The organism is Thiomonas sp. OC7, from assembly GCF_900634595.1.
GTDB lineage: Bacteria > Pseudomonadota > Gammaproteobacteria > Burkholderiales > Burkholderiaceae_C > Thiomonas > Thiomonas arsenitoxydans.
On the sequence record NZ_LR131953.1, the window covers coordinates 3,731,671 to 3,754,678 of the forward strand.

At 63.3% G+C, this 23,008-nt stretch carries 23 protein-coding genes; 22 read left to right on the top strand and 1 reads right to left on the bottom strand.

The window, feature by feature from the left end:
• The first annotated feature begins 23 nt into the window (after positions 1–23).
• From BIO17B3_RS18055 to BIO17B3_RS18155, 21 genes are all read left to right on the top strand, one after another.
• Positions 24–362 carry a P-II family nitrogen regulator gene (locus tag BIO17B3_RS18055; RefSeq protein WP_013106163.1) on the top strand — a complete coding sequence of 113 codons (339 nt, stop codon included), beginning with the start codon at positions 24–26 and terminating at the stop codon, positions 360–362.
• Between the two features lie 94 nt (positions 363–456).
• Positions 457–1,518 carry a 2Fe-2S iron-sulfur cluster-binding protein gene (locus BIO17B3_RS18060; protein ID WP_156055017.1) on the top strand — a complete coding sequence of 354 codons (1,062 nt, stop codon included), beginning with the start codon at positions 457–459 and terminating at the stop codon, positions 1,516–1,518.
• A 227-nt stretch (positions 1,519–1,745) separates the two neighbouring features.
• Entirely contained in the window at positions 1,746–2,471 is a 726-nt protein-coding gene (gene scpB / locus BIO17B3_RS18065) for an SMC-Scp complex subunit ScpB (protein ID WP_156055018.1), read from the top strand.
• An 18-nt stretch (positions 2,472–2,489) separates the two neighbouring features.
• Positions 2,490–4,181 carry a 23S rRNA pseudouridine(2605) synthase RluB gene (gene rluB / locus BIO17B3_RS18070; protein ID WP_156055020.1) on the top strand — a complete coding sequence of 564 codons (1,692 nt, stop codon included), beginning with the start codon at positions 2,490–2,492 and terminating at the stop codon, positions 4,179–4,181.
• 77 nt (positions 4,182–4,258) lie between these two features.
• On the top strand, positions 4,259–4,684 hold the full coding sequence (gene ndk, locus BIO17B3_RS18075) for a nucleoside-diphosphate kinase (RefSeq protein WP_156055022.1): 426 nt from the start codon (positions 4,259–4,261) through the stop codon (positions 4,682–4,684).
• A gap of 67 nt (positions 4,685–4,751) precedes the next feature.
• A complete protein-coding gene (gene rlmN / locus BIO17B3_RS18080) occupies positions 4,752–5,891 on the top strand; it encodes a 23S rRNA (adenine(2503)-C(2))-methyltransferase RlmN (RefSeq protein WP_156055023.1) in 1,140 nt (379 codons plus the stop codon).
• 14 nt (positions 5,892–5,905) lie between these two features.
• Positions 5,906–6,757, top strand: coding sequence for a type IV pilus biogenesis/stability protein PilW (gene pilW, locus BIO17B3_RS18085; protein WP_156055025.1), 852 nt, complete (start codon positions 5,906–5,908; stop codon positions 6,755–6,757).
• A 6-nt stretch (positions 6,758–6,763) separates the two neighbouring features.
• The gene (locus BIO17B3_RS18090; RefSeq protein WP_156055027.1) at positions 6,764–7,690 is read left to right on the top strand and encodes a helix-turn-helix domain-containing protein; all 927 of its coding nucleotides are present in this window, start codon (positions 6,764–6,766) and stop codon (positions 7,688–7,690) included.
• A gap of 11 nt (positions 7,691–7,701) precedes the next feature.
• The gene (ispG, locus tag BIO17B3_RS18095) at positions 7,702–8,985 is read left to right on the top strand and encodes a flavodoxin-dependent (E)-4-hydroxy-3-methylbut-2-enyl-diphosphate synthase (RefSeq protein WP_156055029.1); all 1,284 of its coding nucleotides are present in this window, start codon (positions 7,702–7,704) and stop codon (positions 8,983–8,985) included.
• 5 nt (positions 8,986–8,990) lie between these two features.
• The gene (hisS, locus tag BIO17B3_RS18100; RefSeq protein ID WP_156055030.1) at positions 8,991–10,268 is read left to right on the top strand and encodes a histidine--tRNA ligase; all 1,278 of its coding nucleotides are present in this window, start codon (positions 8,991–8,993) and stop codon (positions 10,266–10,268) included.
• A gap of 42 nt (positions 10,269–10,310) precedes the next feature.
• On the top strand, positions 10,311–10,949 hold the full coding sequence (locus BIO17B3_RS18105) for a tetratricopeptide repeat protein (protein ID WP_156055032.1): 639 nt from the start codon (positions 10,311–10,313) through the stop codon (positions 10,947–10,949).
• Complete coding sequence (bamB, locus tag BIO17B3_RS18110) at positions 10,946–12,115, top strand: outer membrane protein assembly factor BamB (RefSeq protein ID WP_156055033.1); 1,170 nt, start codon at positions 10,946–10,948, stop codon at positions 12,113–12,115. Before BIO17B3_RS18105 ends, bamB begins: the two co-directional genes overlap by 4 nt.
• Before the next feature lie 163 nt (positions 12,116–12,278).
• Positions 12,279–13,652: a ribosome biogenesis GTPase Der gene (gene der, locus BIO17B3_RS18115; RefSeq protein WP_156055036.1), complete on the top strand. Its 1,374-nt coding sequence runs from the start codon at positions 12,279–12,281 to the stop codon at positions 13,650–13,652.
• A gap of 105 nt (positions 13,653–13,757) precedes the next feature.
• Positions 13,758–14,003, top strand: a complete 246-nt coding sequence (gene hfq, locus BIO17B3_RS18120) for an RNA chaperone Hfq (RefSeq protein WP_013106150.1) — start codon at positions 13,758–13,760, stop codon at positions 14,001–14,003.
• Positions 13,978–15,171, top strand: coding sequence for a GTPase HflX (gene hflX, locus BIO17B3_RS18125; RefSeq protein WP_156055038.1), 1,194 nt, complete (start codon positions 13,978–13,980; stop codon positions 15,169–15,171). The genes hfq and hflX overlap by 26 nt, the downstream gene beginning before the upstream one ends.
• Positions 15,172–15,212: 41 nt before the next feature.
• The gene (gene hflK / locus BIO17B3_RS18130; protein ID WP_156055039.1) at positions 15,213–16,532 is read left to right on the top strand and encodes an FtsH protease activity modulator HflK; all 1,320 of its coding nucleotides are present in this window, start codon (positions 15,213–15,215) and stop codon (positions 16,530–16,532) included.
• A 10-nt stretch (positions 16,533–16,542) separates the two neighbouring features.
• Entirely contained in the window at positions 16,543–17,433 is an 891-nt protein-coding gene (gene hflC, locus BIO17B3_RS18135) for a protease modulator HflC (RefSeq protein WP_156055041.1), read from the top strand.
• A 70-nt stretch (positions 17,434–17,503) separates the two neighbouring features.
• The gene (locus BIO17B3_RS18140) at positions 17,504–17,677 is read left to right on the top strand and encodes a DUF2065 domain-containing protein (protein WP_370512641.1); all 174 of its coding nucleotides are present in this window, start codon (positions 17,504–17,506) and stop codon (positions 17,675–17,677) included.
• 47 nt (positions 17,678–17,724) lie between these two features.
• A complete protein-coding gene (locus tag BIO17B3_RS18145) occupies positions 17,725–18,876 on the top strand; it encodes an ATP phosphoribosyltransferase regulatory subunit (RefSeq protein ID WP_156055044.1) in 1,152 nt (383 codons plus the stop codon).
• A 52-nt stretch (positions 18,877–18,928) separates the two neighbouring features.
• Positions 18,929–20,251, top strand: a complete 1,323-nt coding sequence (locus BIO17B3_RS18150; protein ID WP_156055046.1) for an adenylosuccinate synthase — start codon at positions 18,929–18,931, stop codon at positions 20,249–20,251.
• A gap of 55 nt (positions 20,252–20,306) precedes the next feature.
• Positions 20,307–20,828: a phosphoribosyltransferase gene (locus BIO17B3_RS18155; RefSeq protein ID WP_013106143.1), complete on the top strand. Its 522-nt coding sequence runs from the start codon at positions 20,307–20,309 to the stop codon at positions 20,826–20,828.
• A gap of 44 nt (positions 20,829–20,872) precedes the next feature.
• On the opposite strand, the gene BIO17B3_RS18160 is transcribed toward BIO17B3_RS18155, so the two are convergent.
• Complete coding sequence (locus tag BIO17B3_RS18160) at positions 20,873–21,382, bottom strand: DUF4124 domain-containing protein (RefSeq protein ID WP_156055048.1); 510 nt, start codon at positions 21,380–21,382, stop codon at positions 20,873–20,875.
• Positions 21,383–21,518: 136 nt separating this feature from the next.
• Between BIO17B3_RS18160 and guaB the strand changes: the two genes are divergently transcribed.
• Positions 21,519–22,994 (top strand): IMP dehydrogenase, encoded by a 1,476-nt coding sequence (gene guaB / locus BIO17B3_RS18165; RefSeq protein WP_156055049.1) that lies wholly within the window; start codon positions 21,519–21,521, stop codon positions 22,992–22,994.
• Positions 22,995–23,008 lie beyond the last annotated feature (14 nt).

Consider the following 23,008-nt stretch of genomic DNA (forward strand, 5'->3'; position numbering starts at 1 on the left):
CAATCACACCGAGGAGCCCTGACATGAAACTCATCACCGCCATCATCAAGCCGTTCAAACTCGACGAGGTACGCGAGGCCTTGGCGGAGATTGGCGTCACCGGCCTGACAGTGACCGAAGTCAAGGGTTTTGGCCGTCAGAAGGGGCATACCGAGTTGTATCGCGGCGCCGAATATGTGGTGGATTTCCTGCCCAAGGTCAAGGTCGAAGCCGTCATCAAGGAAGACCAGGTCGAGCGGGCCATCGAGTCCATCGTCAAGGCGGCGCGTACCGGCAAGATTGGCGACGGCAAGATTTTTGTCACCAGCGTCGAGCAGGTGGTGCGCATTCGCACTGGCGAGACGGGCGAAGTCGCGGTTTAAGCCCAACCCGAAACCTTCGCTTCGCTCAGTTTCCCCCTTAAGGGGCAAGAAACTCTTGGGGCGGCCAGGCGAGTTTCTTGAAAGCATTCACTCCATGCCCCGCGTTCACATCCTCCCGGCAGAAACCGATCTTCTTGCCGACCCCGACGAGAACCTGCTGAAGCTGCTCAGGCGGCATCAGGTGCCGATTCGTTATTCCTGCAAGTCGGGGGAATGCGGTTCGTGCAAGTGCGTGCTCGAGTCGGGTCAGGTCAAGCTGAAAAAATATGACCCCAAGGCGCTGCCGGATGCGCAGCGGGACAGCGGCATCATTCTGGCCTGCCGCGCCATTCTGAGCGAAGACATCACCATCCGGCTGACCGATAGCGACGATCTGATCGCGCACCCCGAGCGCAAATTGCTGTGCCGCGTGGTGGCGCTGGAGCCGTTGACGCAGGATATTTTCGCGCTGCGGCTGCACATCGAGTTCGCCGATATGGAGGGCATTCCCTTCACCTTTTCGGCCGGCCAGTATGCCCAGATCGTGGTCGAGGTAGACGGGCAGGAAATCGCGCGCGATTTCTCCATGGCCAGCACCCCGGTGGATGCGGAATATGACGATCTGCTGGAGTTTCACATCCGCCGCACCCCGACCGGGGCGCTGAGCAGCCTGCTGGGGAGCGTGATTCGTCCCGGCGCGCAGCTGCTGGTGCGTGGGCCCATGGGAACGAGCTATTTCCGCCCGCGCCACCAAGGGCCGCTCTATGCCGTGGGCGGCGGCACGGGCTTGGCACCCATGCTCAGTGTGGCGCAGACCGCGCTCGACAACGGCAAGCTCGAACCCGTGGTGCTGTTTGCCGGATTTCGCAATCAGGCCGATGTGTACGGTCTGGAACAGATGGAGCAGATGCGCCGCAGCTATCGCAACTTCAGCTATCACCTTGCGCTGGACGAGGCGCAACCGGGAGATCCGCCGCAGGCCGTGCATCGCCCGCTGGCCGCGCATCTGCTGGAACAGGTGGCCGAGTTTGCCGGTTCCAAGGTCTATCTGGCCGGGCCGCCGGGCATGGTCGAGGCCATCAGCGCGTCACTGCTGGAACGTGGCCTGCCGGAGAACGATCTGCACGCCGACGCGTTCTACCCGCCCGTAACAGCAGAGCTTGCCCCTGCCGCCTGAAGCGTGAGCGGCAAGCGCGCTACGCAGACGTATTAAAATCGGCAATAACTCTCAGGCAAACGCGGGGTCGTCCCCAGTTTTCTTGACCCTCAAGGGGGCGAGTCGGGTGCAGCCTGACTCTGGGGGGCGCTGACTTGAGCGCCACGCATCGACACATTGCGCCCGCCTTCGGGCACCTGCGGCACAGCGGACGACTTCCGGCTGATACCGCCCTTTACCGGGTATCTATGAACACGCAAGAGGCCAAGCGGGTCCTCGAGACCGCGCTGATCTGTGCTTCCCAAGCCCTTTCCGTCGCTGAACTGCGGCGCCTGTTCGACGACACGATCGCCGCCGACACCGTGCGCGCGCTGCTCGATGAACTGCGCAGCGATTGGCAGGAGCGCGGCGTCGAGCTCGTGCGGCTGGCGCAGGGCTGGCGCTTTCAAAGCCGGGCGGAGATGCAGCCCTTTCTCGACCGTCTCTATCCCGAGAAGCCGCAAAAGTATTCGCGTGCCGTGCTGGAAACGCTGGCCATCATCGCCTACCGTCAGCCCGTGACCCGGGGCGACATCGAAGAGATTCGTGGGGTGGTGGTCAATGCCCAGATCATCCGTCAGCTTGAAGACCGGGGCTGGGTCGAGGTGATCGGCCACCGCGAAGCGCCGGGCCGACCGGCCCTTCTGGCCACCACGGCGCAATTTCTCGACGATCTCGGACTGAAAACCCTCGACGCCCTGCCCCCGTTGGGCGAGCGCGGCGACATGCTGCCGAATTTCGACGGCCTGCAGCAGCGCCTGCCTGAAATCGAGAGTCTGGAAGCCCCGCAAGCAACCCCACGGCAAGAAGCGCCAGACCCTGCCGCGGTCGACGCTGAACCCGGTGAACACCATCCTCCGTCTGAAACGACCGAAGTCGTGCAGCCGGCCTCTATGCCCCGCAGTGCGCCCGAGGGTGCGCTGCCGAACGACTGACCTTGAACGGACAGCACCATGAGCTCTACCGACTCGCCTGATTCCCCCGAACTAAACCCCGCGCCCGAGGCTGTAGAGGCCGTGGCCGATACGCCGCCAGCGCGCAAGACCCGTGCCGCCCCTCGCCGCACGCCGCGCAAGACCGCGGCTGCAAGCACCCAAGAGGGCGCAGCGCCGGAGTCTGGCGAAGCTGTTGCGCCGCCCGCGGTTGAAGCGGTGGCTGCTTTGCCGGCTGAACTTGAAGCGCAAACCGCCGAGAGTGCAGACGCCGGCGTGGCAGAAGCCGCCGAGGCGAGCCCGCAGGCTGAGCCGCAGCAGTCGCTTGAGCCCAAGCGCACGGCGCGTCCGCCACGTTCACCGAAAAACCCGCGTCACCAGACCGAGCCGCAGGCGCCTCAGCTTGAGGCGACGACACCCGCCGCCGCGGCGCCCGTGCCGCTGGTGGGCGTGCAGATTCAGGATGTGATTTCGGGCACTTACGATCAGGCGGCGGAAACCGCCGAGATCGTGCGCCGTGTGCTGGCCCCGGCCGAAGATGCGCCCAAGCTGCATAAGGTGCTGGCGCAAAGCGGCGTGGGTTCTCGGCGCGAGATGGAAGACCTCATCCTGGCCGGGCGGGTTTCGGTCAACGGCGAACCGGCGCATCTGGGACAGCGCATCCTGCCGACCGACCAGATTCGCGTCAACGGCAAGATCATCAAGCGCCGCCTGCGGCCGGCCCAGGCCCGCGTGCTGGCCTATCACAAGCCGACGGGTGAAGTGGTGTCGTTCAAAGACCCGGAAGGACGTCCCACGGTGTTTCAGCATCTGCCCAAGCTGCAAGGGGCCAAGTGGACCGCAGTCGGGCGGCTGGATATCAACACCGAAGGCCTGTTGCTGTTCACTACCTCGGGCGACCTGGCCAACCGGCTGATGCACCCGAGCTACGGTGCCGAGCGCGAATACGCCGTGCGGGTGCTGGGCGAGCTTGACGCGGCAGCCCGCGACGAATTGCTCGAGGGCGTGCAGTTGGGCGATGGCCCGGCGCGCTTTCTGAGTCTCGAAGAGGCGGGCGGCGAGGGCGCCAATCGCTGGTGGCGCGTGGTCATCTCCGAGGGCCGCAACCGCGAAGTGCGTCGCATGTTCGAGGCGGTTGGGCTGACGGTGAGCCGTCTCATCCGGGTGCGCTATGCCAGTGTGGTGCTGCCTGCGGGGCTGCGGCGCGGCGATTTTGTCGAGCTCGACAAATCGCAGGTGCAGGCGCTGCAAGGCCGCAGCGGCGAGGCGCCTTCCGGTGCAGGAGACCGCCCCGCGCGCCGCCCGAACGGGCAGAACCAGGGCGGACGGCGCAACGACAGCCGTGGCAGTGGCCGCGGCGGACGCGGCAAGGGGCAGGGCGGCGACCAGCAGCAGCCCGGGCCAGACAGCTACGCCCGCACCACGGTCGAGGCGCTGTTCGGCAAGAGCCCGGTGGTGCGCAGCGGCGGCGGTTCCTGGGGCGGCGCAGGCAATTTCTCGACCGGAAACAAGCCCGGCGGACAATCGCGCCGCAAATCGGGCGGCAAGCAGGGCAGTTCGCAGCCCGATCCGATGAAAACCAGTTTCGGTTACATCCACAAAGATGCCGGGCCGCATCGCGCGGGCGGTGGCGGCGGCCCCTCGGGGGGGCGCCGACGCAGCGGTGGTGGAGGTAGTGGCGGCGGTGGCGGTGGCAATCGCGGCGGGCGCTGAGCACAGTGTGTGACCCGCAGCACAAGTTCGGTGCTGTCTACAATGATGAATTAACCCTTTGATTTCAGGAGCAAAGTATGACCATTGAGCGCACGCTCTCCATCATCAAACCCGACGCCGTTGCGAAAAACGTGATCGGCCAGATCTACGCCCGTTTCGAGTCGGCCGGTCTGAAAATTGTCGCTGCGCGCATGGCGCATTTGTCGCGCGCCGAGGCAGAAGCGTTTTATGCGGTGCACAAGGCCCGTCCGTTTTTCAAGGATCTGGTGGATTTCATGATCTCGGGCCCGGTGATGATCCAGGTGCTCGAAGGCGAGGGCGCCATTCTCAAGAACCGCGACCTGATGGGCGCAACCGACCCGAAAAAAGCCGCCCCCGGCACCATCCGCGCCGACTTCGCCGACAGCATCGATGCCAATGCCGTGCATGGCTCCGACGCGGTGGAAACCGCGGCGCAGGAGATCGCTTTCTTCTTCCCGGCGATGGCGATCTATTCCCGCTGATCGTTTGCTGATCGTTTACTGATTAGTCTGCTGATCCCCCCGCCGACTCCCCGTTGATGCCGCGCCCATGTCTGGCGAACTGACCTCTACCAATCTTCTCCAGTTCGATCGCGACGGATTGGTGGAATGGTTCGGGCGTCACGGCCATGCGGCGTTTCGCGCTCGGCAGGTCTTTCGCTGGATGCACCAGAAAGGCGTGGCGGATTTCGAGGCCATGAGCGATCTGGCCAAGCCCTTGCGCCAATTCTTGCGGGAGCATGCGCACATCGCCGCGCTGCCTGTGCTCAGCGAACAGCGCTCGGCCGATGGCACGGTGAAATGGCTGTTCGATGTGGGGCAGGGCAACGCCGTCGAGGCGGTGTTCATTCCAGAGGCGCAGCGCAACACGCTGTGCGTATCGTCTCAGGCCGGCTGTGCGGTGAATTGCAAGTTCTGCTCCACCGGGCATCAGGGTTTCAGTCGCAATCTGCAAACCTGGGAAATTCTTGCCCAGCTCTGGCACGCCGAGTTCACCATGCGGCGCGAGTTGGGTCTGCCGGGCGGCGAGCGTGCGATTTCGAACGTGGTGATGATGGGCATGGGCGAGCCGCTGCAAAACTACAGCGCGTTGGTTCCCGCGCTGCGCACCATGCTCGACGACGATGGTTACGGTCTGTCGCGTCGCCGTGTCACGGTGTCCACCTCGGGTGTGGTGCCCATGATCGACCGGCTGTCGCAGGATTGTCCGGTGGCGCTGGCGGTTTCGCTGCATGCGCCCGTTGATGCGCTTCGCGACGAACTGGTGCCGCTCAATCGCAAGTACCCGCTGCACGAACTGCTGGCGGCGTGCAAGCGCTATCTCGACTTTGCCCCGCGCGACTTCATCACCTTCGAATATTGCATGCTCGATGGTGTGAACGACACCCCGGCACTGGCTCAAGATTTGGTGCGGCTGGTGCGCGCTGCGCAGGTCAACTGCAAGTTCAATCTGATTCCGTTCAACCCGTTTCCCCAGTCCGGGCTCAAGCGATCTTCCTCGGCGCGGGTCGCGGCGTTTGCCCAGGTGCTGCTCGATGCGGGCCTGGTCACCACGGTGCGCAAAACCCGCGGCGACGATATCGACGCCGCTTGTGGTCAACTGGCGGGCGAGGTGCAGGATCGCACCCGCCGCGTCATCCGCATGCAGCAGGCTGCTGCCGTGCCGACTGCGGCCCGCCTGGGTCATTGAGGGAGACTTTGCCCATGTTCCTGAATCTTTGTGCGCGGTCCCACGTTTCGGCTTGGCGGGTGGCCGTACTCGGTTTGCTGATGGCGGGCGCCGCGTTGCTCGGCGGCTGCGCCACGCAGACGCAGCGTGCGGCAGAGATGGGCTCGGGCGCGACTTTGAGCACCCAGCAGACCGATGTGCTCAAGCGTGTTCAGTTGCGTCTGGAACTCGCCGAGGGCTACTACCAGCGCGGGCAGTTCACCGTGGCGCTCGAAGAGGTGAACAAGGCGCTGGCAGAGAAATCTGATTTCGTGCCCGCCTACACCATGCGCGCGCTCATCTACACCGCGTTGAACGACAGCGCCAAGGCCGAGGCCAATTACCGCGAGGCGCTGCGGCTCTCGCCGGATAATCCCGATGCGCTGCACAACTATGGCTGGTTCCTTTGTCAGCAGCGTCGCTATCCGGACTCGTTCGTTCAGTTCAACAAGGCCCTGGCCATCCAGAATTACCGTTATCCGGTGCGCACTTATCTGGCGCTGGGTGTGTGCCAATACCGCGCTGGTGATCTGGCTGCATCGGAAGGCACGCTCAAAAAGGGCTTCGCGCTCGATCCGGGCAATCCTGCGTTGTCCACCAATCTGGCTGTCGTGCTCGACCGCATGGGCAAGCCCAAGGAAGCGCTGTTCTACATTGCCCGCGTCAACAGTGGTCAGTACGCCAGCGCCCAGTCGCTTTGGGTCGGCATTCTGATTGCCCGCAAGGCGGGTAATGCGATGGACGCTGCGCTGTGGACCAATCAACTCGTCCAGCGCTTTCCAGACTCGCGTGAAGCCATCGCCGCGCAGCAGGGGAAGTTTGACGATTCCGCCCTGCTGAACTACTGATTCCGTATGACTGAACCCACTCCGGAACTGATTGCCAGTCGTGCCAAGGCGGGGGCTGCCCTGCGCGAGGCGCGCATGGGAGCCGGGCGCAATGTCGAAGAGCTTGCCGCACAGCTCAAGGTGGCCCCTGCAAAAATCGCTGCGCTGGAGGCAGGTGATTGGTCGGCGCTGCCCGACGACACTTTCGGCCGTGCGCTGCTGCGGAGTTGCTGCAAGGCGCTGAAAATCGATGCGAAACCCCTGCTCGACCTGCTTCCGGGCGCCCCAGTGCTGCACAGCCCGGTGCCGGACGAGGAGGGCGCGGAGTTGGCCGCACGCGTGCCAGAGCGTCCTTTGCCGCGCTCGGCGAGTGCTACTCGTAAATCGTACGGTCTGCTTTGGCTGGCGGTGCTGATCGTTGCGCTGGCCGCCGTGGTGTTTTTCTGGCCCGCCTTGCGGGGTTTGACTGAGGGGCTGATGCCAAGCGCGGCGAAGCCCCAACAACCCGCGCCGGGCTCGGTGGAAAGCGTGCTGCCTGCCGCTTCACAGTCGGCCTCGCATGCTGCATCGCACCCCGCATCTCATCCCGCATCTCATCCCGCAAATGCCGGTTCGTCGCCGCTGCCCCTGCAGAGTACGCCCGCCATCGCAGGCTCGGCGCCGGTGCCAGTTGCGCCGGTAGCCTCTGCTGCAACCAGCGCTGCTTCGGGCAATGTGCTGCAACTGGCGGCGAGCGCGCCGAGCTGGGTGCAAGTCACCGCCAGCAACGGCAAAGTGATTTTTTCTCAGCTCATGCAACCCGGTGCGCCGCAAAGCATTCAGGTGCCTGCGGGAAGCACGCCGCTGGCCATCGTGGTGGGCAACGCGCCGCACACCACAGTGAGCTATGCAGGCAAGCCCGTCGATCTCACCCCGGATACGCGAGCGAATGTCGCGCGCTTCACCCTGAAATAAATCGCTCATTCATGGAACTGCTCGACCCTCCCATTTCCGAAGCCGTGCCCGCCCGCCACCGCACACGCCAGGCCCGAGTGGTCTGGGGCGATCATGTGGTGACCGTGGGCGGTGACGCGCCGGTGCGCGTGCAGTCCATGACCAATACCGATACGGCCGACGCGATCGGCACAGCCATTCAGGTGAAGGAGCTTGCGGTGGCGGGCTCGGAGCTGGTGCGCATCACGGTGAATACGCCCGAGGCCGCCGCGGCAGTGCCTGCCATCCGCGAGCAGCTCGACCGCATGGGCGTTTCTGTGCCGCTCATCGGCGACTTTCATTACAACGGCCATCGGCTGTTGAGCGACTTTCCCGATTGCGCTCGTGCGCTGTCCAAGTACCGCATCAACCCGGGCAATGTGGGCAAGGGTGACAAGAAAGACAAGCAGTTCGGTCAGATGATCGACGTCGCCCAGCGCTACTACAAACCCGTGCGTATCGGGGTGAACTGGGGCAGTCTCGATCAGGAACTGCTCGTCAGCCTGATGGACGCCAATGCCGGCCGCGCCCAGCCTTATGAAGCGCGCCAGATCATGGCGCAGGCGCTGGTGCTCTCGGCGCTGGAATCGGCTCAGCGTGCTCGTGAATTGGGGATGGATCCGGCGCAGATCCTGCTGTCGTGCAAAGTTTCCAATGTGCAGGATCTCATCACGGTGTACCGCGCCCTGGCGGCGCGTTGCGACTATCCCCTGCATCTCGGCTTGACCGAGGCCGGCATGGGCACCAAAGGCGCCGTGGCCTCGACTGCGGCGTTGGCCGTGCTGCTGCAAGAGGGCATCGGCGACACCATCCGCGTGTCGCTCACGCCCGAGCCGAATGCGCCGCGTAGTCAGGAAGTGGTCGTGGCGCTGGAAATCCTGCAGGCTCTGGGCCTGCGCGCCTTCACGCCCAGCGTCACCGCCTGCCCCGGCTGCGGCCGCACCACCAGCACCTTTTTTCAGGAACTGACCCAAAGCATCGACCATTTTCTGCGCGCGCAGATGCCCATCTGGCGTACCCGATACCCCGGTGTAGAGCAACTGCGCGTGGCCGTCATGGGCTGTATCGTCAATGGTCCGGGTGAAAGCAAGCACGCCGATATCGGCATCAGTCTTCCCGGTACCGGCGAGGCGCCGGCGGCGCCGGTGTTTATCGATGGTGAGAAGCGCATGACCCTGCGCGGCGACAACATTGCCGCCGAGTTCCAGGCCATCGTCGAGCAATACGTTCAACAGCGCTACGGCGCGCCCCATCGCCATCCTGAACAGGTGGCTTGAATTTCATGGCAGACAAACTCAGTGCCGTCAAAGGCATGAATGACATCGTGCCGCCCAAATCGGCGGCGTGGGAGTGGTTTGAAGAGCAGGTGCGCGCGCTCATGGGCAGCTACGGCTACCAGAATCTGCGCACGCCCATACTCGAATACACCCCGCTGTTCGTGCGCGGCATCGGCGAAGTGACCGACATTGTCGAGAAAGAGATGTACAGCTTCACCGACGCGCTCAACGGCGAACCGCTCACGCTGCGGCCCGAAGGCACGGCGGCCGTGGTGCGCGCGTGCATCGAACATTCGCTGCTGTATGACGGCGGCAAGCGGCTCTGGTACACCGGGCCGATGTTCCGCCACGAGCGGCCGCAACGCGGGCGCTATCGCCAGTTCCATCAGGTCGGTGCCGAGGCGCTGGGTTTTGCCGGGCCGGATGTGGACGTGGAGCTCATTCTGATGGCCCGTCAGCTCTGGGCGCGTCTGGGCCTGAGTGAACTGGTCACGCTCGAAATCAACTGTCTCGGTCAGGCCGACGAGCGGGCGCGGCATCGAGTGGCGCTCATCGCCTACCTCGAACAACACATCGATCAACTCGATGAAGATGCGCGCCGCCGCCTGCACAGCAATCCGCTGCGCGTGCTCGATACCAAGAATCCGGCCATGCAGGCGCTGGTGGAGGGGGCGCCCAAGCTCATCGACTATCTCGGCGAAGCGTCTCTGGCGCATTTCGAGGGGGTGCAGGCGCTGTTGCGCGCGGCGGGGCAGCCTTTCACCTTCAACCCGCGACTGGTGCGCGGGCTGGACTATTACAACCTCACGGTGTTCGAGTGGGTGACCGACCGGCTGGGCGCGCAGGCCACGGTCTGCGCGGGCGGGCGCTACGACGGGCTGATCGAGCAGATCGGCGGCAAGCCCACGCCCGCCTGCGGTTGGGCGCTGGGCATGGAGCGGGTGCTCGAACTGCTGATCGAAGCGGGTCAGAATGCGCCCGTGAGCGCCCCTCATGCCTACGCCGTGATGACCAGCCCTGAGTTGATGTCGCGTGTCATGCCCCTGTGCGAGTCTTTGCGTGCTGCCGGAGTGCGGGTGCAACTGCACATGGGCGGCGGCAGCATGAAGTCGCAAATGAAAAAGGCCGACGCCTCCGGCGCGCGCTGGGCGCTGGTGTTCGGTGAACAGGAATTGCAGTCCGGGCAGGTCGGCATCAAGGATCTGCGCGGCGCGCAGGATGCGCAGCAGCAGCGCATGCTGCCGCTGGAACCCTTGCAGACGCTGGTTTGCGCTCTGCTCTGAATGGCCAACCTAAAATAGCCGCTTTTCGTCCCCCATCGACCCATGAGCTACAACTTCGAAGAACAAGAGCAGATCGCCCAGATGCGCCATTTCTGGGAGCGTTGGGGCACCCAGATTTCCGCGGGCGTGCTGGCCGTCGCTGTGGGTTTCGCCGGCTATTACGGCTGGCAATGGTGGCAACGCAACCAAGGGGCGAAGGCGGCGGTGGTGTTCGAGCAGGTGCAGGCCGCCATCCAGAGCAACAACCCTGACAAGATCAAGCAGGCCTGGGCTGTGATGCAGAGCAAGGCTCCCGGCAGTGCCTATGCCGGCATGGCCGCGCTGGCCGTCGCCAAGTCTTTGCACGACGCGGGTAAAAACGAGCAGGCCATCGCCGCGCTCAAGTGGGCCTCCGAGCACGCGGCCGGACCGAGCGCGCGCTCAGTGGCCCGGCTGAATCTCTCGGCCTTGCAGATCGATGCCAAGCAATATGCAGAGGCGATCAAAACCCTGGCTGACGTGCCCGAGCCGACATTCGCGGCCCTGTTTGACATCCGCCGCGGCGATCTGGCCATGCTGCAAGGCCAGCGCGACGCGGCTCGCACCGCTTACGACGCCGCACTCAAGGCATTGCCTGTCGATTCATCACAGCGCGCTGCGGTGGAGCAAAAACTGCAGTCGGTCGGCGGAGGTGCGGCATGAGTGCGACCCGTCAGAGTTCCCGCTTTGTGGCGCCACGCTTCGTGCGGCTGGCGCGTCTGGCTCTGCCTCTATTGCTGGTCGCGGGCTTGGGCGCTTGCGCTTCGGGCTCCAAACCGCCTGAGCCGATGCCGCTGACCCCGGTAGTCAACATTCTGACTGTCAAGCAAGCCTGGACGCAGAATATTGGCGCGGTGCCCGCGTGGTTCCAGACCGCAACACTGCCGGACGCCGTCGTCGTGGCCTCGGCAGACGGGCAGGTCATGCGCCTGAACAGCGCCACCGGGCAGGTGGTCTGGTCGGCCAAGGTGACTGCGGGTATCAGCGCAGGGACTGGGAGTGACGGCACCTTTACCGCCGTGGTCGACAAGAACAACGGCCTCGTGTCGATCGGCCCCAAGGGCCAGCTGCTGTGGCGCTATCAGTTACCGGCCACGGTGCTCACACCGCCTGCCGTGTTCGATGGTCGCATCATCATCCAGGCAGCCGATCAGCGCGTGTTTGCCTTTGACGCGGCGACCGGCAAGCGTTTGTGGCAAGCCGACAGTCGCGCCGCTTCGCTGCTGGTGCAACAGGCCGGCGGTATCGTGGAGCGCAACGGCGTGGTGATGATCGGCACCGGACTCGGGCGCATCGATGCTTACGACCTGGACAACGGTTTGCCGCGCTGGCAGGCCACTCTCGCACGCCCCCGTGGCGTGACCGAGGTCGAGCGCGTGGTGGGCATTACCGGCCAACCGGCACTGCTGGGCTCGGTACTGTGCGCGCGTGCCTACCAATCCGCCGTCGGCTGCGTGGACGCCGATACCGGCCGCATGCTCTGGACGCGCACCGCCAACGGCTACACCGCGCTGAGCATGAACGATCAGGAAGTCGTCGGAACGCAGGCGAACGGCGACGTGCAGGCGTATTCGGCCACCGATGGCGTACCGAGCTGGACCAATGCCCAGATGAAATGGCGCAGGCTGAGCGCGCCGCTTTTGGTCGGTCGCACGGTGGCGGTGGGTGACTATCAGGGCTATATCAGCTTTCTTTCCGCCAAGGACGGCAGCATCGTCGGCCGCGTGGCGACCGACGGCACAGCGATCCAGTCGGCGCCCGTGGTCGTGGGCAAGACCCTGGTGGCGGTCACGGCCAGGGGCGGGGTCTACGCCTTCGTGCCGGACTGAGAGGGTGTGAACAAATCCGCCATGTCCGCTCATCGCGCCCAAACACCTCCGTTCGGCGTTACAAATGCGCGCCGTGCCGACGGGCACGGCTGTGCTTTGCGCCTTGATCCGGGGCGTTTGGACGCGCTGCTCGGCCACGCCGAATCCATTCACACCCTCTGACATGACCCCTATCGTTTCGCTGGTTGGCCGACCGAACGTCGGCAAGTCCACCCTGTTCAATCGCATGACGCGTTCACGCGATGCCATCGTGGCCGACATGCCGGGCCTTACCCGCGATCGTCATTACGGCATGCTGCGCATGGCGGATCGGCCGGTCATCGTGGTCGATACCGGCGGCTTCGAGCCCGTGGTCGATACCGGCATCGTGCACCAGATGGCGCGGCAGACGCGCCAGGCCATTGCTGAGTCCGATCTGGTGGTGTTTCTGGTCGATTTGCGCACTGGGCTCAGTCCGCAAGACCTGCATATCGCCGCCGAATTGCGCAAGACCGGCAAGCCTATTCTTCTGGCCGTGAACAAGGCCGAAGGTCGGCATGGCCATCCGGCGCTGGCCGAATTCCACGAACTCGGCTTGGGCGAGCCCTTTTCCATCAGCGCCGCCCACGGTGACTCGGTGCCCGATTTGCTGGATCGCATTCTGCAAGCGCTGCCTTCCGAGCCCTCCGAGGGGATACCCGAGACCGAGGCGGCAAGCGAAGTCGCCGCCGAGACCACGAAGCCGCGCGAGCACAGCCTGCGTCTGGCCATTGCCGGGCGGCCCAATGTGGGCAAGTCCACACTGGTCAATGCGCTGGTCGGTGAAGAACGGGTGATTGCCTTCGACATGCCCGGCACGACCCGCGACGCGATCGAAGTGCCGTTCGAGCGCGACGGTCGCAAGTTCATCCTGATCGACACCGCCGGACTGCGGCGCAAAGGCAAGGTGTTCGAGGCGGTAGAAAAATTTTCGGTCATCAAGACGCTGCAAGCCATCGAGCAGGCCAACGTTGTCGTGCTGCTGCTCGACGCGACCGAAGGCGTTTCAGACCAGGATGCGCATATCGCCAGTTTTGCCGTTGAGGCGGGCAGGGCGCTCGTGCTGGCGGCCAACAAGTGGGATGCGGTGGACACCTACGGGCGCGAACGTCTGATGGTCGCCATCCGTCAGCGTCTGCCCTTCGTCAGCTTTGCGAAATTTCACAGCATTTCCGCCCGCACAGGCTCAGGACTGAACGGGCTGATGAAGTCGGTCATCGCCGCTCACGCCGCGGCCTATCGCAAATTGCCCACCCCCAAACTCACACGCGCCATTATCGAAGCGGTGGCGCAGCAACAGCCGCCGCGTTCCGGCCCGGTGCGACCCAAGTTGCGATACGCGCACCAGGGCGGCACCAACCCGCCGATCATCATCATTCATGGCAGCGCGCTCGATCGGGTGCCCGCCACCTACACGCGCTATCTGGAAGGTCAATTGCGTGAAAAATTCGATTTGACGGGTACCCCTTTGCGGGTGGAATACCGCAGCAGCACCAACCCCTACGCGCGCGACGACTGATGGCCCCGGCGCGGCGACCTGCGCGGGCACTATGGTATTTTCCAACCTCTTGCATTCCAGACCATGAATGCCATTTAAGCTTTCCTCACCCCAATGGAGAATAAGATGAGTAACAAAGGGCAGTTGCTACAAGACCCCTTTCTGAACCTGCTGCGCAAAGAGCACGTCCAGGTGTCGATTTATCTGGTCAATGGCATCAAGTTGCAAGGTCACATCGAATCTTTCGATCAATACGTGGTGTTGCTGCGCAATACCGTCACCCAGATGGTTTACAAGCACGCCATTTCCACGGTCGTTCCGGCACGCCCCGTCTCATTCCAAACCGGTGAGCAAGAAGCACCCGCAGCCTGAAGGGCAGTCTCAGGGGCCTGAGCGCGCTGCTTTGGTCAGCGTCCAGCAGCGACGTCCCTCATCCGACGACGCGCTGGCTGAGTTGGAGCAGCTCAGCACGTCCGCCGGTTATGCACTGGCGGGCGAGCTGTCTTGTGTGCGAGCACGGCCCGACGCGGCGACTTACATCGGTTCGGGCAAGCTCGATGAATTGAGCGAACTGGTCAGCATCACTTCGGCGGATGCCATCATTTTCGACAATGCACTGAGCCCCATCCAGCAGCGCAATCTGGAGAAAGCCCTCGGCAAACCTGTCATCGACCGTACGGGCCTCATCCTCGAAATCTTCGCCCGCCGCGCGCAGAGCGCCGAAGGCAAGATGCAGGTCGAACTCGCTCGTCTCGAACACTTGGCCACGCGCCTCGTGCGTGGCTGGACGCACCTGGAGCGCCAGACCGGCGGTATCGGCGTGCGTGGCGGCCCGGGCGAAAAGCAGATCGAGCTCGACCGCCGGATGCTCGACGACAAGATCAAGATGCTTCGCACACGTCTGGGCAAACTGGGGCGCCAGCGCATGACGCAACGCCGTGCGCGCAGGCGCACCGGCGCGTTTCGCGTGGCGTTGGTGGGCTACACAAATGCGGGCAAAAGCACGCTGTTCAACGCACTTACCAAGTCGAAAATTTACGCGGCCGATCAGCTTTTTGCGACCCTCGACACCACCACGCGCAAGTTCTACCTAGGCCCACAGGTCAACGTCACCCTGTCCGACACGGTGGGTTTCATCCGCGATTTGCCGCATACCTTGATCGAGGCCTTCAAGGCCACGCTCGAAGACACGCTTCAGGCCGATTTGCTGCTGCACGTCGTGGACGCCAGTTCGCCCATGTTGCGCGAGCAGATGGATGAAGTTCACGCCGTTCTGCGTGAGATCGGCGCGGACGATATTCCGCAATTCTTGATCTTCAACAAATCTGATCTGTTGCCAGTGAACCTTCAGGTTACAAATGGTCACACTCAATCTGAGGGCATCGAAGCGCGTGCTAGCATGCCTCGGCTTGTCGTAAGCGCCTTGACCGGCGCTGGTGTTGCCTCCCTCAAAAGTGCGTTGCTGGAAGCGGTATTGGCTGATCCCCGCTTCCAATCCTCTGCTTCAGCTTTGTCGGACACTACTCAAATTTCCGCATGACTCCCTTACGTTTTTGGCCACGTGTGTGGCCGTTTTCGCGCATGTTCAACCTCAATGACCCGCGTTGGGGCAAGGACGACGGCACGAACGGCCAACAAAGCAATAACAACCAAGACCCCAACCGGCGTCCCGGTGGCGGCGGCCCGCCCGATCTTGATGAACTCTGGCGTGATTTCAACCGCAAGCTCAACGGCCTGTTCGGCAAGAAGCGCGGCGGAGGCAACGGTGGCGGCACGCCGCCGCAACGCCCCGACCTCTATCCCTCAGCCAAGGGCATGGGCGTGGGGGTCATCATTCTGGTGGTCATTGGGGTGCTGGGCTGGCTGTCTTCCGGCTTTTTCATCGTGCAGGAGGGTCAGCAGGCCGCGGTCACGCGTTTTGGCAAACTGGCTTACATCACCGACGCCGGTTTTCACTGGCGCCTGCCCTATCCGTTCGAGGCAGATGAAATTGTCAACGTCTCGCAGGTTCGGTCGGTCGAGGTCGGGCGCGGCGGCGAGGTGAAGGCAACGGGCTTGCCCGAGTCGGCCATGCTGACGGAAGACGAGAACATCGTCGATGTTCGCTTTGCCGTGCAGTATCGCATCGACAACGTGGTGGACTACCTCTACAACAACCGCAGTCCGGACGACGCGGTATCGCAGGCGGCTGAAACCGCGGTGCGCGAGGTGGTGGGCAACAAGACGCTCGACTACGTGCTCTACGAGGGCCGCGAGCAAGTGGCTAGCGATGTGCAGGTTTTGACGCAGAAAATTCTCGACCGCTACAAGACCGGCATCGTCATCACTACCGTCACGCTGCAGAACGTGCAGCCCCCGGAGCAGGTGCAGGCCGCTTTCGATGACGCCATCAAGGCGGGACAAGACCGTGAACGGCTGAAGAACGAAGCCCAGGCCTACGCCAACAACGTCATTCCCCGTGCGCAGGGCACCGCGTCGCGCCTGATCCAGGACGCCGAGGCTTACAACGCGCAGGTTGTGGCGCAGGCGCAGGGCGATACGTCTCGCTTCGACCAGATCCTGCAGCAATACGAAAAGGCGCCGCAAGTCACCCGCGAGCGTATGTACCTCCAAACCATGCAAGACATTCTTTCCAGCGTTTCCAAGGTCATGGTGGATTCGCGCAACAACAATAACCTCCTCTACATGCCACTGGATAAATTGCTGCAGCAATCCGCGGGCAAGGCCCCGACGAGTGTCTCGGCCGCGCCCGCTGCTCCCACCGCCGTGCCGACTTTGCCGGCGGCCTCCGTGGGCACCGCCCCTGCGACGGCCGACAGTTCGGCGTCCGCGTCGGACGGAACCGCCCCCTCCAGTTCAAGAACCTCGCGCGATACCCTGCGTGAGCGCAACTTCCAGTGAGGGCTGAGCAATGAACAAGATCATTCTGGCTCTCGTGGCGCTGGTCGTGGCCATTTTGTTGCTGTCTTCCAGCCTATTCGTGGTTGATCAACGGCAGTTCGCCGCCGTGTTCGGCTTGGGGCAGATCAAGCGGGTCATCAGCACCCCCGGTCTGTATTTCAAGATTCCGGCGCCTTTCGAGAATGTGGTGTTTCTCGACAAGCGCATCCTGACCCTGCAAAGCCCGGATACCGATCGTTTCATCACGGCCGAGAAGAAAAACGTGGTGGTGGACTGGTATCTGAAATGGCGCATCACCAATCCGACCGAGTTCATTCGCAGTTACGGCGGCGATCAGCGACGCGCGGGCGACCGGCTTGCGCAGATTGTCAAGGCCGCACTGAACGAGCAAATCACGCGTCGCACCGTGCGTGAGGTGTTGTCTTCGCAGCGCGACCAGGTCATGCAGGACGTGCAGACCGGCATTGCGAAAGACATCAATGGCACGGGCATCCAGATCGTCGACATGCGTCTGACCCGCGTGGATTTCGTTTCCGCCATCACCCAGTCGGTTTATCGACGCATGGAAGCCGAGCGCCAGCGCGTCGCCAACGAATTGCGTTCGACGGGCTACGCCGAGGCGGAGAAGATTCGCGCCGAAGCCGACAAGCAGCGTGAAATCGTGATTTCACAGGCGTACAGCAAGGCGCAGACCATCAAGGGTCAGGGCGATGCCGAAGCCTCGTCGATCTATGCCAAGTCGTTCGGACAGAACCCGCAATTCGCCGAGTTCTACCGCAGCCTCGAGGCTTATCGCGCCAGCTTCAACAGCAAGTCCGATGTCTTGGTGCTCGACCCGAACAGCCAGTTCTTCCAGTTCTTCCGCGGGCCGGGTGGGGCCGCCTTGAAGCCGGGCAAGTAAATCCGCAACAGAGACCGTCTTAACCGGCGGTCTCTGGCGGTCTCAATGTTGTGCTGCGATGCAGAACGTCTTGTTCCTTGCCATTGGCATGGTTCTGGTCATCGAAGGCCTGATGCCGCTGTTTTTTCCCCGACAGTGGCGAGACATGTTCCGGCAGATCATGGCACTGACCGACGGTCAACTGCGCTTCGTTGGTCTGATCGCTGTCGCGACCGGCCTTCTCCTGGTGTTCCTCCTCAAGTAAGCTTGGATGTTGCACGGATGACCGTGCCCCATTTTTCTGCGCGTCTTATGAGCAACTGGCGTCTTCCCGAATATTTTTCCGATGTGTTGCCGCGTGAGGCTACAGTGATCGAGCACCTGCGCCGCGCCTGTCTCGATACGGCGCGGGGGTATGGCTACGCCCTGGTCATGCCGCCGCTGCTGGAGTTCGTCGATTCGCTGCTGTCGGGCACCGGGCAAGACCTCGATCTGCAGACCTTCAAGCTGGTTGACCAGATCTCCGGGCGGGCGCTGGGCTTGCGTGCCGACATGACGCCGCAGGCCGCGCGTATCGACGCTCACTTGCTGAATCAGGACGGCTTGACGCGCGTTTGCTATTGCGGCAGCGCGGTGCGCACGCATCCTGAGGGCGTGCACGCCAGCCGGGAAATTCTCCAATTTGGCGCCGAACTGTACGGGCATGCCGGTCTGGAAGCCGATCTCGAAGTGCAGCAGCTTGCGCTGGACTGCCTGCGACTGGCCGGGGTGGAGCGGGCCGCGCTCGATCTGGCCGACAATCGCATCGTGCGTGGCGTGCTGTCAGGCTTGCTGCTCGGGTCGCAAGACATGGAAGCGATTCTCGATGCACTGGCCAGCAAGGATGCCGGGGAGCTGCGGTTGCTGACGCGCGACTGCACGCCAACCCAACGCGCGGCCATTCTCGCCCTGCCCGAGCTGTACGGTGATGCGGACGTGCTGCTTGAGGCGCGCCGCGTGTTGCCGCAGCATGCACTCATTTCCCAGGCGCTCGACGATCTGTCGGCGCTGGCTCGCCACCACCAGCAGCAGGGCGCGCAGGTGCAGATCGATCTGGCCGATATGCGCGGCTATCGCTATCACAGCGGGGTGATTTTCAGCGTGTACGCACAAGGCTATGCCAATGCCGTGGCGCGTGGCGGGCGCTACGACGAAGTCGGCGCCAGCTTTGGCCGGCCGCGCGCTGCCACCGGATTCTCCATGGACTTGCGCGAAGTGGCGGGCTTCGCCGCCGCGCCGCAGGCCAGCGCCGCCATTGCTGCGGAGTGGTCAACAGCCTCTGGTTTGCCGGAGGCTGTCGCCGATTTGCGACGCCGGGGCGAAACCGTGGTGCAATTACCCCTTGGTCAGGCGCACGAAGCAAGCGCCTTCCGCCGCCAGCTTGTTCAGCGAGCCGGTGCCTGGCTGGTTGAAGATCGCGGCTGATCTTCCCTAACGCTATCGTTGGATTGACTGATTTACTTGAGAGAACACACGCGTGAATACTGGTCGTCATGTGGTCGTAGTGGGCACCCAATGGGGCGATGAGGGCAAAGGCAAGGTCGTCGATTGGCTGACCGATCATGCTCAGGGCGTGGTGCGCTTTCAGGGCGGTCACAACGCGGGGCATACGCTGGTGATCAACGGGCAGAAAACCGCGCTGCAGCTCATTCCTTCAGGCGTGATGCGCGCGGGCGTGGCCTGCTATGTCGGCAATGGCGTGGTGGTCGATCCGCAACACCTGCTGCTTGAAATTGGTCGCCTCGAAGCGGCTGGAGTGGATGTGCGCTCACGGCTGCACATCAGCGAGTCCTGTCCAGTCGTGCTCCCTACGCATGTGGCGCTCGACAAAGCGCGCGAGGTGCGCCGCGAAAACGACGGCAGCGGCAAGATCGGCACCACCGGCAAGGGCATCGGGCCGGCTTACGAAGACAAGGTGGCCCGCCGCGCCATCCGTCTGCAAGATCTTAAGCATCCGCAGCGCCTGCAGGCCAAGCTTGCTGAAGTGCTCGATCTGCACAATTTTGTTTTGAAGAATTATCTGCACACCGACCCGCTCGATACCGGAATGGTGATGGATCAACTGCTCCAGTCCGCCGAGCAGGTGCGGCCCCTGTTGGCCGACGTGGGCTACCTGATTCATCAGGCCCATCTGCGCGGTGATCGCTTGCTGTTCGAAGGGGCGCAAGGTTCGCTGCTCGACATCGACCACGGTACTTATCCCTTCGTGACTTCGAGCAATTGCGTGGCCGGTACGGCCGCGGCAGGATCGGGCGTCGGCCCCGGCATGCTGCACTATGTGCTGGGCATCACCAAGGCGTACACCACCCGGGTGGGCAGCGGCCCCTTCCCGACGGAGTTGCCCACCACGGAGGCGGGCAGCGTGGGGCATCACCTCTCCAGCGTGGGTCAGGAGTTCGGCACAGTGACGGGGCGTGCGCGCCGCTGTGGCTGGCTGGATGTTGCGGCGCTCAAGCGGGCGGTCATCATCAACGGCGTGTCGGGGCTGTGCATCACCAAGCTCGATGTGCTCGACGGCCTGCCGACCATCCGCGCCTGTGTGGGTTATATGCTCGACGGCGAACGGCGTGACGTGCTCCCGCTCGATGCCGACGAGATCGAGCGCTGCGAACCGATCTACGAAGATTTTCCGGGCTGGACGCAAAGCACCAAGGGCCTCACGACCTGGGATCAACTGCCTGCTGCGGCGCGCAGCTATCTGCAGCGGGTGGGCGAGTTGATCGGCGCGCCGATCGACATGGTGTCGACCGGCCCCGACCGCGATCACACCATCGTGCTGCGGCATCCGTTTCAGGCTTGAGCGTTCAGTGCGTTCCGGCAGATTTCATTTTCCACACGTTCACAAAGGTTCGGCCATGCTCAGCGAGGACGGCAAGCATCTCTATGTTTCCTGGGACGAATACCACGCCCTGATTGAAAAACTCGCCCTCAAGGTATATGCCTCGGGCTGGGAGTTCGATCAGATCCTCTGCCTGGCGCGAGGCGGGGTGCGGCCTGGAGACATTCTTTCTCGCATTTTCGACAAACCCCTGGCCATCATGTCCACCAGTTCCTACCGCGAAAGCGCCGGAACGGTGCAGGGCCGCCTCGACATCGCCCGCTACATCACGCTGCCGCGCGGGGAGCTTGAAGGGCGCGTGCTGCTCGTTGATGATCTGGCCGATTCGGGCGAGACCTTGAAAGCCGTTGAAAACCATTTGCGCAGCGCCGGAAAAATTACCGATCTGCGCAGCGCCGTGATCTGGGTCAAGGGCATTTCGACCTATCTGCCCGAGTACTACGTGGACATGCTGCCCACGAGCCCCTGGATACACCAGCCCTTCGAAGAGTACGACGTGCTACGTCCGACTCGTCTGGCCGAGCGCTGGAAAATCTGAGTCGGAGGTCGCTGCCAGCTCATGGGCAGCAGCTCAAGAGCAACTCAGCGGCAATACTGCGAAATGAGCCCGGCGATCTTGGCGCGTTCTGCGGCGCGTTGCGCATCGTCCATGATGACCCGCTGGCCTTGGGCGTCGATTTGCACCATGCGTTGACCGCTATCGAGCACCTGGAGTTGCTTTTGCGCCTGCAGGCAGTTCTGCTGGTTCACAAGCGCCTGGGCCTGTTGCTGCTGTAGTTTGGCCTGTTCCTGCGCGGCTTGCTCGGCCTTTTTCTGTTCCGCGATTTTCTTTTCCAACTCGTTGCTGGCCTGGGGCTGCGATGCCGAGTGACTTGCGGCAGCTGGAACGGCGGCGTTCGCTGTGGGGCGCTGCAGAATGTTGCTGGCGGGAATGTTGGCCGGGGGCGGCTGGTCGCTGTAATGCACCACGCCGCTGGCATCGCGCCATTTCCACTGCGCGGCGTGGGCAGACGTCATCCCCATCAGGGCCATGGCCAGAAACAGTGCGCTGCTGAAAACGCGAAATAGCGGAGCAGGTGTGAGAGTGCGCATAAGGAGTCCCAAAGTCGCCGTGGTCAAAACAGGCTGCTAGCTTAGCGCGGTTGTGCGGTTCATCGGTCGGTTCGCTGCTGTCCCGAGCGTCGCGGTGACGCGCACCCCTATAATTTCCTTTTGCACGGAGGCATCTATGCGTCTTGTAGGAAAAGCGCTGACTTTCGACGATGTGTTGTTGGTCCCCGCATATTCCCAGGTGTTACCCAGAGACACCAGCCTTGCGACTCGCCTGACTCGCAATATTTCCCTCAACATTCCTCTAGTGTCCGCCGCGATGGACACGGTGACGGAGTCGCGTCTGGCGATTGCCATGGCGCAGGAGGGCGGCATCGGCATCATTCACAAAAATTTCACCGCCAAGGCGCAAGCCACCGAAGTGGCGCGGGTGAAGCGTTTTGAGTCGGGCGTGCTGCGCGATCCGATCACCATCTCGCCCATCGTCAAAGTGCGCGATGTGATGCAGCTGTCGCGCCAGCATGGCATTTCCGGGTTTCCGGTGATCGAAAACGGCAAGGTGGTGGGCATCGTGACCAACCGCGACCTGCGGTTCGAGACCCGTCTTGATACCCCGGTGCGCGATGTCATGACGCCGCGCGAGCGCTTGGTCACCGTTCCTGAAGGCGCGCCGCTGGAGCAGGCCAAGGCGCTGATGCACCAGCACCGGCTGGAGCGGGTATTGGTGGTCAACGCCGAATTCGAATTGCGCGGGCTGATGACCGTCAAGGACATTCAAAAGGCGACCGAACGCCCGAATGCCGCCCGTGACCCGCAAGGCAAGCTGCGCGTGGGCGCTGCGGTGGGCGTGGGCGAGGGCACCGAAGAGCGCGTGGAGGCGCTGGCCAACGCTGGGGTCGATGTGATCGTGGTCGATACCGCGCACGGACACAGCCAGGGCGTTCTCGACCGGGTGCGCTGGGTGAAACGCAATTTCCCGCAGATCGAGGTCATAGGCGGCAATATCGCCACGGGCGCTGCGGCGCTCGCCTTGGTCGAGGCTGGGGCGGATGGGGTGAAGGTCGGCATCGGGCCGGGCTCGATCTGCACCACACGCATCATCGCCGGGGTGGGCGTGCCGCAAATCACCGCCATTTCCGAGGTCGCCAAGGCGCTCGAGGGCAGCGGTGTGCCCTTGATTGCAGACGGCGGCATCCGCTACTCGGGTGATATCGCCAAGGCGATCGCCGCGGGCGCGTACACCGTTATGATGGGCAGCATGTTCGCAGGCACCGAAGAGGCGCCGGGCGAGGCCATTCTTTATCAGGGTCGCGCGTACAAGGCCTACCGGGGCATGGGCTCCATCGGGGCGATGAAGGCGGGCTCGGCGGATCGTTATTTTCAGGATGGCGCTGAGGCGACTTCCGCCTCAGGCAACGAAAAATTCGTGCCCGAGGGCATCGAAGGGCGCGTGCCGCACAAAGGGCCGCTGATCGCCATCATCTACCAACTGGTCGGTGGCGTGCGTTCGTCCATGGGCTATTGCGGCTGCGGCACGATCGAGGCGATGCGCGGCAAGGCCGAGTTTGTGCAGATCACCGCAGCGGGCATGCGTGAAAGCCACGTCCACGACGTGCAGATCACGCAGGAAGCGCCCAACTATCACGTCGACTGAACTCCCATCCCCAT